We start from the raw sequence: 15,931 nt of genomic DNA, 5'->3' as shown, positions 1-15,931 counted from the left end.
TCCTTTCAAAAAGTATCATAATTGCATGTTTCCCTTTTTAAAGGTGGTGTAATCTGGTTTATTCCCGGCACTATTTTCTTAAGTAATTTTCTCAATATTTTTACTAACACTAGTTTTGTCGAACACCTTAAAATTACTACTTTGGCACTATGAATTCAGTTATAATAAAATCGAGGTGGATAATAATGACAAATACATTCGTAAAAAAACCAAGATTACTGCTTTATGTAATTTTAGCCTCTTTGATTCTAACAACGAATTACATCCTTTACCGTACATCGATGTTCGGGCCAGTACCTGATGGCGCTGTCATCGGTTCACTGCTGGACCTGTTAATCATTTTGCCTCTGTTGACATACTTCATGATCATTCGCAAAAGATATGCACTAAAGTATATGGGAATCGTCATATTTGCTGGATTTGCCGCTGCCTACTTCATCGTCCCCCAGCAACATCTATCGGATTACCCCTTCCTGCCCTATCTATTGATTGTTTCGGAAGGCGCATTCCTGCTGTTTGAACTATATATTGCCTATACCGTCATCACCAGGCTTCCGAAACTGCTGAAAGAGTATAAAACACTGGCCAGCACAAATTCGTTCTTTCTTTTCAACATACGAAAAGCTGTAGAAAAAAGCCTTCCAGATCATACTGCTGCCAGAATCCTTGTCACTGAATTTTCCATGTTCCATTACGCTCTCTTCTCATGGAAAAAGAAAGTTCAAATCGATCACGGCATGGCTTTTACCTATCATAAAAAAACAAGTGTGAACGCTGTCTACATTATGATCATACATGCCATCGCAATTGAATCGGCTGGCCTGCATTACTTCCTGCACAGCTGGAATCCTATTGTTTCCTATATCCTGCTGATTTTGAACATATACGGCATTCTATTCATGCTGGCCGAGCTTCAAGCCACACGACTGTCACCATTTTTGCTGACAGAGGACCATCTTTTACTGCAGACAGGATTTTCAAGTTCAATGCACCTGCCTTTAAGCAATATCAAGGAAATCAAACATTACGATGGGCCTGAAAAATTCAGCAAAAAAGAGCAAAAAGGACTTTATGATGCCAGAGTGCCTGATTTGATCCAGGAAAAGCCGATGTTTGAAATCCTGCTGCATGAGCCGCAAAATGCCCTATTTATCTATGGCTTTAAACGCAAAGTGAACCGAATCGTCCTGAATGTCGACGAACCAGATGTTTTTTACCATGAATTGCAGCGGTCACTCCCAGAGTGATCGCTTTTTTAATGCTGAGTAGGAATAATCTCTCGAATAATACGGTCAATCTCTCGATAAAAAGCTTTATTCTCTCGATGGATCGAAAAAATCTCTCAATAGAAGCAAGTAATCTCTCACTCAACCCAAATATTCTCCCATTGATCCAAAAATAGTAAAAAACCAGCCGCATTCGCGACCGGGTTCCATAATAGTTATGCATTATATACTTCTAGAATTCTTTCTAAAGAAAGCTCAGCCGTGCTGGCATAGACGATATCGGCATTCTCGAAGCTTTCCTTTGGCCCCACAGCGACAGCGAACATTCCTGCGGATTTAATCGCCTGTACGCCTGCTGCAGCATCCTCAACACCAATGCATGCTTCTGGCTCAACACCAAGCATTTCCGCTGCGCGCAGAAAAACTTCCGGATGCGGTTTGCCGTTCACGACAGTCTTCGCATCAACGATAATATCAAATTCGGATTTCATTCCAAGTGACTCCATTACGGTGAACGCATTCTTGCTTGCAGAAGCAAGGCCCAGCTTGAGTCCCTTTGCTTTAATATCCGTAATCAGCTCTTTGATCGCCGGCAAAAGATCAGCTGCTGTGATGTTCTGGATAAGCGTAAGGTAATGATCATTTTTCTTGTCTGCCAATGCATCTTTTTCCTCAGCCGTTAAGTCCCCCGCGCGGCCGCCAAGCTCCAAAATTTTCTCGAGGGAATCCATCCGAGAGACGCCTTTAAGTTCCTCGTTATCCTCACGGGTAAAAGTAATGCCCAAATCCTCAGCAAGTGCTTTCCACGCTAAAAAATGATATTCAGCTGTATCAGTAATGACGCCATCAAGGTCAAAAATAAACGCATTTAGTGGTCTAGTCATGTTCAAACTCCTTTCAAGATTCGTACACATAACTTCACGAATCATATTGTTGTAGTGATATTAGACATTTTGGATCCATTCGCACTTCAAAATGTCTATTAAACCCTGGTTCTTAGACATTTTAATTCCATTCGCACTTCAAAATGTCTATTAAATCCTGGTTCTTGGACATTTCAGGTCCATTCGCACTTCAAAATGTCTATTAAACCCTGGTTCTTGGACATTTCAGGTCCATTCGCACTTCAAAATGTCTATTAAACCCTGGTTCTTGGGCATTTCAGGTCCATTCACACTACAAAATGTCTATTAAACCGCGATATGGTGCCGGGCGGTCGCAGTAGGTAGAGAGAGACCTTCAGGCTTCCCCAAAGATCTCATCATAATTTATTTCAATTTTACAGAAAGCTTGCCTTCCGCCGGGATTGTTACGTCTTCACCATAAAGCTTCATCGCAAGTTCTGGTCCTTGCTGTGTGAGGACGACGTTTTCCTGGTTCACTTCTACCTTGAGGTAGTGGTCGCGGTAGATGATGTTAAAGCTGTACTGATTCCATGCTTTAGGGATGAACGGCGCGAAAGATAGTGTTCCTTCCGCCGTACGCATGCCCGCGAAGCCCTGGACGATTCCCAGCCATGCACCTGTCATGCTTGTGATGTGCAGGCCGTCTTCTGTGTCGTTATTGTAGTTATCAAGGTCAAGGCGCGCTGTGCGGTTGTACATTTCGTACGCCTTCTCTTCCATGCCAAGTTCAGCAGCAAGGACTGCGTGGATACTTGGGGACAGGGAAGATTCATGGACTGTCATTGGCTCATAGAACTCAAAGTTGCGGCGCTTTTCTTCTTCCGTGAACTCGTGATTGAAGAAGTACAAGCCTTGAAGAACATCTGCCTGTTTGATGAAGCAGCTGCGCAGGATTTTATCCCAAGACCAGTTCTGGTTGATCGGGCGGTCTTCAGCTGAAAGCTCGTCAACAGTCATCAGGTCTTTATCAAGGAATGTATCGTGCTGGACGAATACACCATTTTCTTCATCGTACGGGAAGTACATCTTCTCAATGATGTCCTGCCATTTTGCAAGCTCTGCATCAGAGAATTCTAGGCCTGCGAGGCGCGCCTCATGGCCGTTTTGCTTCAAGGATTCGATCACTTCAAGTGTGTAGCGAAGTGTCCAGACAGCGATACGGTTTGTGTACCAGTTGTTGTTGACATTGTTTTCGTACTCGTTCGGGCCTGTTACGCCGTGCATCATGTAGACGTTCTTGGACTTGCTAAAGTGGACGCGGTCAGCCCAGAAACGGGAGATGCCGGCAAGCACATCGATTCCATATTCATGAAGATAATCTTGATCTCCAGTATAGTTTACATAGTTATAAATCGCGTATGCAATCGCGCCATTGCGGTGGATCTCTTCGAACGTGATTTCCCACTCATTGTGGCACTCGACGCCTGTAAAAGTAACCATTGGGTAAAGTGCACCCTTAAGTCCCTGCTGCTTTGCGTTATGGTATGCGCCATCAAGCTGATTGTGGCGGTAAATCAACAGGTTGCGCGCAACTTCTGATTCTGCAGTAGACAAGTATAATGGAATTGCGTAAGCCTCTGTATCCCAGTAAGTCGCACCGCCGTACTTTTCACCTGTAAAACCTTTTGGTCCAATGTTCAAACGGGAATCTTCCCCATAATAAGTAGAGAACAGCTGGAACAGGTTGAAACGGATTCCCTGCTGTGCCTCGTCATCGCCTGCGATTTCAACATCAGCGATTTCCCAGCGGCTTAGCCAGCCTTTTCTGTGCTCTTCCAATAGTTCTTCAAAACCTTTTTCAACGGAACGCGCAAGTACTTCGCGGCCTTTGGAAACAAGCTCACCGGCTTCATAATCACGGTCTGTTGTGACAGCAATATATTTATAAAGTGTTACCGTTTTTCCCTGCTCGGCCTTAACTTCAATCACATTTTCTACGTATTCTTCTTTTTCATTAACTTCGACCTTAGCTTCATTTCCTTCGACAACCGTTTGCATAGTTGTCGCAACCTGGAATGTCGGTGTGCCGAATGGGTTGTCTTTCGTTTTCATTACAAGACTGCCATTATGTTCTGAAGCATCCCTGCTAATTTCATACCAGAAGTCTTCATCATAGTTAGAGTCTTCGTTGCGCACGTCACCATCGAGATAAGGAACAAAGGTAACGTTTCCATTATAGTTCTTGGCAGTAACTGAATACTTGATCACAGCCAGTTCTTTATCGGCAACTGACAGGAATCGGATTGCTTCCACTTCAGTTTCATTGCCGTTCTGAACGACTGTAAAACGGCGCGTCAAGACACCATGCTGCATATCAAGTTCACGGTAGTAATCCTTCACTTCTGCTTTGTAAAGGTCTAGTTCCTCTCCGTCAACAAATACTTTTATGCCAATAAAGTTCGTTGAGTTAATGACCTTGCCAAAATAGTGCGGATAGCCATTTTTCCACCATCCTACACGTGTTTTATCTGGAAACCAGACGCCTGCAATATATGAACCGCGATGGAAGTCTCCAGTATAAGTTTCTTCAAAGTTTCCGCGCATACCCATATGGCCATTTCCGAGGCTTGTGATGCTTTCTGCAAGGCGGAAATCTTCTTTATGCAAGTCCGTTTCGACGATTTTCCAGCTATCAATCCCAAATAATCTTTTCATAGCTTTTATCTCCTTTTAGAAGGTGTACAAACGTTTGCACTATTATATCATGAATTTCCGAAAATAGGATAAAACCAATGGTGATATTTTTGTGTCATCCTGAACTTATTATTATTTTACTATCATAAATCGCTAAAATTTTTTTTCGCCTATTTAGTTAGTACTTATGTTATAAATTTTCAGAAAACTAATATAATCTAAAAGAACTAAATATGAAGGGGGGAAACAGTATGAGTATTCGTTTTTTTAAGGTCGCTGCGGTTTATTTTGTTATTGCTATTATATTAGGAATTGTTATGGGGATCGTGCATGACTTCACACTGACTTCGGTGCATGCCCATTTAAATCTCCTTGGCTGGGTATCAATGGCCCTGTTCGGGACAATTTATTATCTTTTTCCCGCGGCAGGGAACAGCAAGCTAGCCTCTACGCATTTCTGGCTTCATAATATCGGGGTACCCGTCATGCAAGGCGGAATCACATTATCGATGTTGATAGGGGGAGTCATTTTCACCGTCTTTGCCATCCTTGGATCACTTGTCATCGTTATCGGAGGCATTCTGTTTTTGGTGAATGTGTTTAGGCATGTAAAGGTATAATATTGACCAGGAAAAATAGCTGAATAAAGGAGAAAAGCTGCGGCCAAATATTTTGGCCGCAGCTTTTTAAATTATTTCTTTCCTTTTTTCTCTCTTAATTGAACTTCATAGCTGAATTCTACTGGATTCTTATCATCTGCAGGTGCTGCATAACTTGTGATCATATAGTTCTTGCCATCCTTGAATAACTGTCTCAGCTGAAGAGCATCCTCTTCAGTTACATTGAACGGATCGACCGTCACTACCTTATAAACTGGCTTTTTGCCAGCAGCCTGTTTCTCATTGAGGAACGTTACTGTGTACTCTACGTACTTACCTAAAATCTCATTCATGGACGTGAACGCATCAGTAGATGAACCGTCCTGGCTAAAGCTGATTTCCGGGATTGAGACGTTATCAATGAACCAGCCAGAGTCATTATAGCCCCAGTCTGTAAGGTAACGGAAGGATACAAGAACCTTTTGCCCTGCATATCCGCTTAAATCAAATGATTCATTTGTCCATTCTTTTACGTTTCCAGTGAATCCTGGTACGTTTTCCTTGATTTTTGGATAGCCCTCTTCGACGACATCCGAAGTAGTATTTTCATTAGCCAAGCTTGTCCATGTCATTCCGCCGTCAGTTGAAACCTGAACTACACCAAAATCCCAGTGCTCTTCGATATCAAGATAATGATCGAAGTTCAAAGTAGCGTTTGTGACATTTGAAAGATCCGCCTCAAAAATCAATGTATTGTCTGCTTCATCACCCTTGTTGCCCCAAAGCACACGGTTCGTTTCATCTGTTGGATCCTCTACTGCTTCCCATAATGTTGGCAGGAAGTCGACACCATCAAAGGAAATACCATCGATTTTATCCTCGAAGTCAAGCTCCTTGAAATCGCCGCCCCATGCTGGAACGCCGTCTTTTTCATAATCAAGTGCGCCTTCATAATCTACAGTATAGCCACGCTTAGTACCTTCGTTGTCTACCACAAGGTCACGTAGGTCAATGCTGTCAAAGTTATAGACACCTTCTCCAGGCTGGTTGCTGTCCAGAGCGAGTGCTGTGATGAAGTTCTGATATACCTGTGTGAAGTCTTCTGTATATCCATGCTTGGCAAGAGTTTGGTTAACACCGTCAATTCCCACTACATCGCTTGTCGCAAGGTCACGGATAAACTCTTTTCCATATTTGTCGTTCATATAAAGTGTGAACAGATATACCTGTCCGTAATCGGCAATGGTCTCTGGACCGGTTGTTGCAGAACGGTGGTCATCCCAATTCACAAGTGAATTTTCCGGGTGGTCAAGATAAAAGTTGATTGAACGATCATCATGTCCGTATCCGCCAAGATATTCAGAGAAAGTGGACATCCCTTCATTGATCCATGTTTCTTCTGCTCCATCATTGTCAGCATGAATCAAGTGCTGAAGTTCATGGATTGTTGTTCCAAAGAACGTGCTTTCAAGGCGTGTTTCCCAGCTGTTTGTATCGATTGTGATGATATTGCGATCCATATAGTTCTCAAGAGTCTGCCAGTAGAAGCCGGCAACGAAGAAAGGATAATCAGGGTTGGTATAGTTATCATCCTGGATGTTGTCTACCAGCATGATGACTTTATCACTGCCCTCATAATAGCCATCCGGCAGACCTACCATATCTGGAAGAGGAGAATGAGAACCGTCGTGAACATCAGGTGTACCAAAAAATTCAGTAGCCTTTGGGTAAATATTGCTGTCAAACTCATCGCGAAGCTTGTCCACCTGCTCTTGAGTAACAATGTGTGCAGGTCTTGGATCATTTGGTCCGAAGGCTAGATCATTTGCTACCCAAATTTCAACGTTTTCACCCACACTGCGAAGGGTAAAATCTTTGAATTTCAAGTTTCTGTTCAAAAACTTCTTCGTTCCCCCATCATAACTAAAAGTGCTTTCATTAGAGCTATTTTGAGTTCCTACTGTTTCACCGAACTGAATGCCTTTAGCTTGTTCCTTGATAGATTGCTCCGCCTTCTTCAGGAAGTCTTCGTCCTTTGAAAGCTGGTCGAGCCGGCTGTCAATGTCAACCCTGTCCCCATATCTTTCAATATCCCATTTTGCTGTTGTTGCGGCATCTGCTTTCGGCACAGCCGCTACTGGTGCAACCAGTGAAAGAGCCAGTGCTCCTGTTGTTAAAATTGATAGTATTTTAGATTTCATTCTCTTTCTCCCTTCATCCTACGAAATAACTATAAAAAGTATAACATGCAAAATTTTCAGAAATAAGTGAATATATTGCTATATTTTGAAATGTTTTTCTCTATTACAAGTAAAAAACGGCACATTAACTAGGTATTAGGACCTATTTTTATAGTTATTCGAAAAACAAAAAAATCGTCCGCCAAATGTTGTGGCGGACGATTTTATTTCCATTACGCAAGCTCCTTCTGCTTCGTTTCCGTACCCCAGAAAAAGACGGCTGCAGCACCAATTAAAATGGCTATGCAGAAAATCGTGAAAACGGCAGTGATCGATAGATTTTGTGCTGATAAATACGGGACCATCAGCGGTCCGATGATTCCGCCGATTCGGCCAAAGGATGCGGCCATTCCTGCACCGGATCCGCGGATTGTTGTTGGATATTGTTCTGGTGTATAAGCGTATAACGCTCCCCAGGCACCCAGGTTGAAGAATGACAGCAGGACACCCGCAGTGATCAGCAATGCAAGCGAGTCTGCCGTTCCAAAGAAATAGGCGCTCAGTGCTGTTCCTATTAAATAGACAACCAGCACGAACTTCCTGCCTGCTCTTTCAATCAGCCAAGCTGCTGTGAAGTATCCAGGAAGCTGGGCCAGGGTCATAATCAATACGTATTGAAAGCTTTTGATCAAGGTGAAGCCTTTCATGACCATCACGCTCGGCAGCCAGAGGAACATTCCATAATAGGAAAAAACCACGCTGAACCATAAAATCCAGAGCATCGCTGTTTTCCTGAAGTGTTCCCTTGACCAGACCTCAGCAATGCTTTCCTTCATGGTCAGTCTTTCCTTCTTGGAAACTGCCAGGTACCTTGGTGAATCCGGAAGATTTACACGAAGGTAAAGGGCATACAATGCTGGCAGGGCACTAAGAATTAACGCCATTTGCCAGCCAAATTTCGGGATGATGAAGTATGAGATTAAAGCTGCGACAAGCCAGCCTGCAGCCCAGAAGCTCTCAAGCAGGACAACAACACGCCCCCGTTTCTCAGCCGGCACACTCTCTGCAACAAGAGTGGACGCTACAGGCAACTCTCCTCCAAGCCCCATTCCAATAAAAAATCTTAGCAATAAAAAGAATGACAAAGTCGTTGCCATCGCGGAAATCCCGCTTCCGACCGAAAATAGCAATAATGTAATGATGAAGACATTTTTCCGGCCAATCCGGTCAGCCAGCAAGCCAAATACAAATGCACCGACAGCCATTCCGATTGAGTTCACGCTGCCGATCCAGCCCATTTCCTTACCCGTCAAATTCCAGTCAACCTGCAATGCGGCGATGATAAAGGACAAGATCCCCACATCCATCGCATCGAACATCCAGCCAAGACCTGCAATCCCGAGCAGCTTCTTTTCTGAGATTTCCTCCGTTTTTTTCATAAAAGCCTCCTAAACCACTACAGAGATACAAGTAGTTTCCCTAAAATTGTTTGTTTTAACATAATGATTGTGTTGCTTTTCTATATTACCATGTGTCTTTACAGGAGTCATGATAAAAGTACCCTATAAATAATTTCAAAGAATATGCGGACATTATAACTACAACCTTGAAAAGGTGGAGTGTCCCTTGAGAAAAAACAAGCTCTTTAAAAAGAACTCCCTTCCCTTTCTGCTGCTGGCAGCCGTCCATATTTTACTTTTTGTCATTTTCGCAAAACGTAGCCGTCAAAAGAATATATGGACCCTCCTGCTTTCCAATATAGGAATGGCATATTTGTTTGAGTACCCGGTTCTTAATCTGTTCAAAGGGTATGCATATAAACCGTATATCCTTAAAAAACGGGCCCATGACCAAATTCTTGGAGCTATTTTCTCCCAGGCATTATATGTTCCCATTACTGCAACCCTCCTGACACTGTACAAAAAGAACCGGTACTGGAAGCTTGGCAGCACGCTGATTTATTATGGTATTGAACGTTGTTTCCTGCATTTGAAGATCTATAAGGCGTATTGGTGGAAGCCATACTACACTGTATTTTTAATGAATGTCTATTTTTATATCAGCGATTGGTTTCACAAAGCGCTGAACGCGAAAAAAGAATGGGCGCTGATAATCGCCCAATACCTGTCAACACAGGTCATCGAGGTAACCTTGCTCTATATATCTGCGGTCAACAGGAAAGTTAGGTTTGGAAGGGGAATCCATCACTCATGGCGGGAGCATTTTATCCTTGCACCGCTCTACAGTCTGATTCGATCTTTATTGCTGGTCAAAAATTCAGCAAAACCGGGACTGTTCCCAAGACTGATGATGTTCACAGGCTCCATCGGCACGGATATTCTGCTGGAACGGACCGGCCTGTTGAAATTGCGGTTAAACAAGCTCTGGAATCTTGCCTTCCATGCAATAATGGTCTTTATTTCAAGGTTTTTATATTTAAAAATCCGCTTAAAAAAGTAGAAACCCCCTCTGGAAAGCAAAGGGGGTTTCTGGTTTAATCTAGTTTTTCAAGGATGACCGTTACCTTGAAAAGGTCACCGTCCACTTCAATATCAAGCGAGCCTTCATGCAGGTCGACGATTGATTTTGCGATTGCGAGACCGAGTCCTGACCCTTCTGTATGACGTGACTGGTCGCCGCGTTTGAAGCGTTCGAACAATTCATTCAAATCTTCGCCCAATTCATATTTTGTGATGTTTTTAAAAGTAAGCACAACCTGGTTTTGCTCTTCTTTTACCGAAATATAGACCCTCGTATTCTCCAAAGCATATTTGAGAATATTGCCAATCAGGTTATCAAACACCCTCCACAGCTTTTGTCCATCAACAAAAGCATACACTGGCTGGTCGGGCTGAGAAACCCTCAGTTGCAGGGACGACTGGCTCAGTGCCTCGTTATGCTCTGCCAATGCCTGTTGCAGCAGCTGATTGAGATCGACCTTTTCCTTGTGAAGTTCGATATTGCCGCTCGCCATTTTTGTCGCCTCGAACAGGTCATCAATCAACACCTTCAACCGTTTGGATTTACGGTCGAGAATTTCGAGATACGAGGCACGGTCCTCTGAAGCCAGATCCGGTGTTTTCAAAAGCTCTGTATACGTAATGATCGATGTCAGCGGAGTCCTGAGGTCATGGCTTACATTCGTGATCAATTCCGTCTTCAGGCGCTCACTTTTTGCCTGTTCCTTATGGGATACCTTTACTGTATTCCTGAGGTCATTGATATTAGCCGCATGTTTCGCGATCGCAGATTTCCCTTTTACCGGTATGTCCGCACCCAGATTGCCTGCAGCAAGTTCTTCTGTATGCTTCATTACTTTATTCAGGTAGCCTGCCTTCCTCATGATGAAGATGAAAATTGGAAGGCTTATCACACCAAAAGCGAAAGCAATAAGAATTAAATCTCTTCCGAATGCTATAAGGAGCCCAACAAACAACACGCCCATTCCAAACGCGATTCCGAGGATGACAAGCAGCTGGAGTCCGATGCTCTTGACAATAAAGGCATCAAGAATGGCATAGTAGCTTTTTACCAAAAGACTGTTATTCAAGTCTTCCTTTAGCTTTGGCCAGTCCTTTTGGTACTCTGAAAGAAACTTCAGCTGGATAAATCCAAACGCCAGCATCGAGGCTGCAGCTATTAGACTGATGACGAGTTCAATCAGTGAGGAGAAGAGGTCAGAATGGTAATAAACAAACTGTTCACTGATCAGTGTCATGGACAGCAATAGGATGACTCCTGTCAATAAAAGCATCACTGCCCTTACATCCAGCGGAATTCTGCCATAGATAGGCTTCAAGTGTTCAAATGAGCCGAACACTGTTGCCGGTTTTCTTTTTGCCAGGAAGTAGCTGATGATCAGCGCTCCGATGCTAGAGATCAGATAACCGATAAAGAGCATCTGCCGTTTCTGGTAATCTTTATAATTACTGATCGCAAAGTGTCTGTCCGGTGCTTGTTTCGATAGACCAATTTGACCAGTGAAATTGTGGTTTTGCTTTTGAAGTATTTCCTCAGCCACCTCATTATAGGGCATGAAGTTCTCAATCATTCCTGTGTATGAAATCATATTTTGCAATGCTGTGTAATCCTGGACATAATACATTTCTTTATTATTCATAAAGTCAGAAACAGAGTCATTTTTTCCGAGGTTAAGGTTCGTAAAGACAGCGTCAGTATTCCTGTCTTTAAGATAATATTTGTAGGCTTGCTCAAGGTTAAGAAAGTCATGGCGGTATTCTTCCAGTCTAAGGAAGAACTCGTCTATGCTTTTTTCCTTTTCTTTGATCACTTTAGCATGGACATGTTCGTCGCTATTGAAGTTTTCCGTTATATCTGCGACTTTGGCATCTCTTTCCTTTGTCAACGCTTCTTCGACGGCCTTATTGCCAGAATCGACCGCCTCTTGTATTTGTTGTTCATATTGCATGTTAATGCTGGAAATCTGATCTCCGAGATTCCCGTACCGCATCCGGTGTTCCTCAATTTCTTCCTCGGATACAGTAATTTCTTTTTTCATCTCTTCTTTTGACATTTTATTCAGTTCATAGACATGCAGCAGAGTGACAAAATGGTTCATTTGACTGGCATATTCCTCAGATTCAAGGTAATCGCCCTGCATGTATTGACTCCCATTTCCCAGCGCTGAAAATAACCCGCTAATTCCGTATGCAATGAGAATCACCCATACGACAAACAAATGCTTACTTTTCGATTTTATATCCAATCCCCCACACCACCTTCAAATATCTTGGATTCTTCGGATCAATCTCTATTTTCTCGCGGATTTTGCGAATATGGACTGCTACCGTGTTTTCGGCGTTATAGCTTGGTTCCTTCCATACCCGCTCATAAATATCATTGATGGAGAATACTCTTCCGGCATTCGTCATCAGCAGTTCAATGATTTTGTACTCGATAGGCGTCAACTTGACTGGCTCACCATGCGCGGTGACTTCCTTTGAAGCCTGATCCAAAGTCAATCCGTTCAGGTCGATCACTTTTGCTTTCCCTTCATATGTACCGAGCGTGACATATCTCCTGAGCTGGGATTTTACCCTTGCAATCAATTCGAGCGGATTGAATGGCTTCGTCACATAATCATCAGCGCCTACCTGAAGCCCGAGAATTTTATCCGTATCCTCTGCTTTCGCGCTCAAAATGATAATCGGGATATTTTTGTCTTCACGAATTCGGAAGGTCGTCGTAATTCCGTCCTGGCGCGGCATCATCACATCGAGCAGGATCAGATGGACCGGCTGCTCATTCAGCTTCTCGATCGCCTCGATTCCATCTGCTGCCTTGATCACCCTGATTCCTTCATTTTTCAAATAGATTTCTATCGCATCACGAATCTCTTTTTCATCATCAACCACCAGCACATTGTATTGTTCCACATGAAAAACCCCCTTCCCATACAGGCAAGCTTTGATATTGATTATTCTAGACAGTGAACCTTAATATTCACCGAGGATAAATCTTAAGATTTTCTTAATAATGGTAAAAGTAGTGTGTGAATCTATTATATATTTTTATAGAAGACGATAGAAAAGTAAATTTATGGCTAGAATGATAGTATAAAAGAAATGAATGAGGCGGTGGCATGAAATATGAACATTGCAGATTTTGAAAGTTTCCTCGAACCGGTCATTTTAGAACGAGGACATAAGCTTTTTAAAAAAGGGGCCGTCAAGAATTTGCAGCATTTGGAGGAAAACAGAGTGTTGGCATCTGTCCATGGCTCCCAAACCTACAGTGTCGAGATTTTCCTCGAAGGTGATGGGGTAATCAAACAGGCTAGCTGCAGCTGTCCCTATGACTGGAGCGAAACCTGCAAGCACCAGGCTGCTGTTTTCCTTGCGCTGAGAGAAGGAGCTCCAGTTGAGAACCAGGATGTTGAAAGCTCTGAAAAAGACTTAAAGCAGTTACTCAAACAGGAATCCAAAGAGGATTTAGTTTCAATCATCCTTCAGTTTGCCAGGAGCCATGAGGAGGTTGAGCGGCAGCTGTTGTTGAGATACGCATCGCCGGAAGAAGAAATCACGACCGCGAAAGCTCTGATCAGGGATTATATTAAAGGAGCCAAAAGCAGCGGATTCATTCATTGGAGACGGATGGATGAAGCGATGCAGGGAGCCTATATGGTGCTCGATAACGCTGAAAAGAAGAACGAACGCGGCAACTATGTTCAGGCTGTGAAGCTCGCACTTGAAATCATGCCGCCAGTTGTTTCCATGACCCAGTACGCAGACGATTCGGGCGGTGAAATCACCTTCGTCACCAGAAAAACGATGAAGGTGATCAAGAATGCAGTCGAAATGGGGATGGAAGAGCTTTCCCCTGATGAACAAAAGGAAATTTTCAAAACTGTGCTGAAGGAAGCGAAAAACAAGCGATATAACGGCTGGGATGAGTGGCGCTTTAACCTGTTGGAGGCGATGATCCCACTCGGCAAGGAGCCTAAACTGAGGGCGACATTGGAAAAAGAATTAGACAAGCTGTTAGAGAATACTCCTCAAAACGAATGGAGCCGGAGGCATACAGAGCAGAGCATTAAAGAGCTTCAGCTTAGCCTTCTGGAGGTATCTGGTGCAGAAGAAAGCACCATTGATGGCTTTATTGAGGAAAACCTGAGACACGATAAATTCCGCGAAAAGGCGATTGAGCGGTCCTTGGAAAGAAAGGACTATGAAAAAGCAGAGCAGCTCTGCATAGAGGGTGAAAAACAGGATACTTCCTACGCTGGCTTGATCTATAAATGGAAGGATTACCGCTATCAAGTGTATGAACAGCAAGGAGATTTCGAACGCCAGCGGAGACTCGCGCACGAACTGGTCACTAGATATTATGAATACAAGGATTATGAAAGGTTAAAGAACCTTTTTAGCCCGGAGGAATGGCAGGAAGTTTTCGAGAAACTGCTCTTTGAATTAGAAAATGGACATAGCCGGGGCTTATATTTAACGATTATTACAGAGGAAAAACTGGAAGATCGCATATTGGAATACGCCACTGCGAAGCCTTCAAGCATTGTCGAATTATACCCTTACCTGATAGATCACCATCTACCGGAAGTGAACAATATATTCGTAGACATGATTATGCATGATGCTGAAAATGCATCTGAGCGGAGATTATATAAGCAAGTCTGCAAGGACATCAGGAAATATAAAAAAGCCTGCGGAGAAACGAACAGCACCAAGCTGATTGAGGGACTCATGAGCAAGTTTCCAAGGCGTCCAGCCTTCCTGGATGAATTACAGAAGATAAAATAAGCTTAGGCTCATCCTTTTGTGGATGAGCCTTTTATGTTTCCCTATCTATTTCCTCAAAGTAGCAATTATCCGGTTTGGATTCAGCAATAAATCCATTGCATCAAGGATATTATCGATCAAAACATCACTTTTCAGCAGTGTCGCCGTTGCACAGCCTTCTCTTCCGGCCACAGCAATCGCTAGATCAGCTTCTTCGAACATGGAGGCATCGTTTGCTCCATTCCCGATACACACTGTCCCATTTAGTCCCGCGATGAAATCCCCTTTTTCACCTGTATGGTCATCAGAGCGAAGAATCTGCACCGATACAGGCAGCCCGCTGGATTGTCTGGCGACGGTTCCATTCGTATCTGCAGTAATCACATGGATTTCTACATCCTTGCTTAAAAGTGTGATTCTTTCAGCTACGCCTGGAATCAACTCACCGTTAAAAGCTATGGTCCCGTTAAAATCCAAAACAAGATGATGAATAGTAAATTGGCCTCTGCCTGGGATGTTCAACGCAAGCATGAATATGCCTCCCATTTTTGATAGAATATCGTTATTATACACCTGCTTGGAGGATGTTAGATGGAAAAGAGCAAAGTGATACTTTATATCGCGATGAGCCTCGATGGCTATATCGCCAGGCCTGATGGCGCCGTTGACTGGCTCGATGATGTGGAAAGCGCTGGCGATAATGGTTACAGTGAATTCTACAGCAAGGTTGGAACTGTAGTAATGGGCCGTAAAACGTACGAAGAGGTTTTAAGACTGACGGATGAATTTCCGTATGGTGGTAAGGCGTGTTATGTTTTATCTCGTCATCCTCAGGAACGCAACTCTCATGTCACGTTTACAGATGAGGAGCTGGAATCCCTGATTCCGCGTCTGAAGGAACAGTCCGACGGGTATGTCTGGCTTGTCGGCGGAGGTGAGCTTGTCCAGCAATTCCTAGAGAAACAGCTGATTGACGTAATGGAGCTTTATATCATCCCGAAATTAATTGGGGAAGGAATCCTGCTTTTTCCGAAGGGCACACTGCCTGCGAATTTCGAATTAACTGGCACAGAAAGCTATGGACAGATTGCAGCACTAAAATACAAATCCAAAACTAATGGCGCTGGATGACTT

The 15,931-nt window shown here is 43.4% G+C and carries 12 protein-coding genes; 5 read left to right on the top strand and 7 right to left on the bottom strand.

Going from position 1 to position 15,931, the window contains the following annotated elements; all coding sequences use genetic code 11:
* Positions 1-185: 185 nt before the first annotated feature.
* The gene (locus J7E32_RS04520; protein ID WP_214904232.1) at positions 186-1,247 is read left to right on the top strand and encodes a hypothetical protein; all 1,062 of its coding nucleotides are present in this window, start codon (positions 186-188) and stop codon (positions 1,245-1,247) included.
* Positions 1,248-1,441: 194 nt separating this feature from the next.
* Here the strand turns inward: J7E32_RS04520 and pgmB are convergent, their stop codons facing one another.
* Together pgmB and J7E32_RS04510 are read right to left on the bottom strand one after the other, a co-directional pair.
* Positions 1,442-2,110, bottom strand: a complete 669-nt coding sequence (gene pgmB, locus J7E32_RS04515; RefSeq protein ID WP_214904230.1) for a beta-phosphoglucomutase — start codon at positions 2,108-2,110, stop codon at positions 1,442-1,444.
* A gap of 384 nt (positions 2,111-2,494) precedes the next feature.
* Positions 2,495-4,786, bottom strand: coding sequence for a glycoside hydrolase family 65 protein (locus J7E32_RS04510; RefSeq protein ID WP_214904226.1), 2,292 nt, complete (start codon positions 4,784-4,786; stop codon positions 2,495-2,497).
* A gap of 230 nt (positions 4,787-5,016) precedes the next feature.
* Between J7E32_RS04510 and J7E32_RS04505 the strand changes: the two genes are divergently transcribed.
* Positions 5,017-5,385: a heme-copper oxidase family protein gene (locus tag J7E32_RS04505; protein ID WP_214904223.1), complete on the top strand. Its 369-nt coding sequence runs from the start codon at positions 5,017-5,019 to the stop codon at positions 5,383-5,385.
* A 71-nt stretch (positions 5,386-5,456) separates the two neighbouring features.
* Here the strand turns inward: J7E32_RS04505 and J7E32_RS04500 are convergent, their stop codons facing one another.
* The gene (locus tag J7E32_RS04500) at positions 5,457-7,565 is read right to left on the bottom strand and encodes a choice-of-anchor J domain-containing protein (protein WP_214904220.1); all 2,109 of its coding nucleotides are present in this window, start codon (positions 7,563-7,565) and stop codon (positions 5,457-5,459) included.
* A 212-nt stretch (positions 7,566-7,777) separates the two neighbouring features.
* Complete coding sequence (locus tag J7E32_RS04495; RefSeq protein ID WP_214904218.1) at positions 7,778-8,983, bottom strand: MFS transporter; 1,206 nt, start codon at positions 8,981-8,983, stop codon at positions 7,778-7,780.
* 325 nt (positions 8,984-9,308) lie between these two features.
* On the opposite strand from J7E32_RS04495, the gene J7E32_RS04490 reads away from it, so the two are divergent.
* Positions 9,309-10,004 carry a hypothetical protein gene (locus tag J7E32_RS04490; protein ID WP_214904215.1) on the top strand — a complete coding sequence of 232 codons (696 nt, stop codon included), beginning with the start codon at positions 9,309-9,311 and terminating at the stop codon, positions 10,002-10,004.
* A 34-nt stretch (positions 10,005-10,038) separates the two neighbouring features.
* Here J7E32_RS04490 and J7E32_RS04485 read toward each other — a convergent pair whose 3' ends face one another.
* Complete coding sequence (locus J7E32_RS04485) at positions 10,039-12,270, bottom strand: HAMP domain-containing sensor histidine kinase (RefSeq protein ID WP_214904213.1); 2,232 nt, start codon at positions 12,268-12,270, stop codon at positions 10,039-10,041.
* On the bottom strand, positions 12,248-12,940 hold the full coding sequence (locus J7E32_RS04480; RefSeq protein ID WP_214904210.1) for a response regulator transcription factor: 693 nt from the start codon (positions 12,938-12,940) through the stop codon (positions 12,248-12,250). Before J7E32_RS04480 ends, J7E32_RS04485 begins: the two co-directional genes overlap by 23 nt.
* A 213-nt stretch (positions 12,941-13,153) precedes the next feature.
* On the opposite strand from J7E32_RS04480, the gene J7E32_RS04475 reads away from it, so the two are divergent.
* Positions 13,154-14,818: an SWIM zinc finger family protein gene (locus J7E32_RS04475; RefSeq protein WP_214904207.1), complete on the top strand. Its 1,665-nt coding sequence runs from the start codon at positions 13,154-13,156 to the stop codon at positions 14,816-14,818.
* A gap of 45 nt (positions 14,819-14,863) precedes the next feature.
* Here J7E32_RS04475 and J7E32_RS04470 read toward each other — a convergent pair whose 3' ends face one another.
* Entirely contained in the window at positions 14,864-15,328 is a 465-nt protein-coding gene (locus J7E32_RS04470; RefSeq protein WP_214904204.1) for an HAD family hydrolase, read from the bottom strand.
* A 60-nt stretch (positions 15,329-15,388) separates the two neighbouring features.
* Between J7E32_RS04470 and J7E32_RS04465 the strand changes: the two genes are divergently transcribed.
* Positions 15,389-15,928 carry a dihydrofolate reductase family protein gene (locus tag J7E32_RS04465; RefSeq protein ID WP_214904202.1) on the top strand — a complete coding sequence of 180 codons (540 nt, stop codon included), beginning with the start codon at positions 15,389-15,391 and terminating at the stop codon, positions 15,926-15,928.
* Positions 15,929-15,931: the final 3 nt, after the last annotated feature.

This window comes from Bacillus sp. ISL-55, from assembly GCF_018613155.1.
Classification (GTDB): domain Bacteria; phylum Bacillota; class Bacilli; order Bacillales; family Cytobacillaceae; genus Mesobacillus.
The sequence above is the reverse complement of the archived record's forward strand: the minus strand, read 5'-3'. Positions and strand labels throughout refer to the sequence as shown.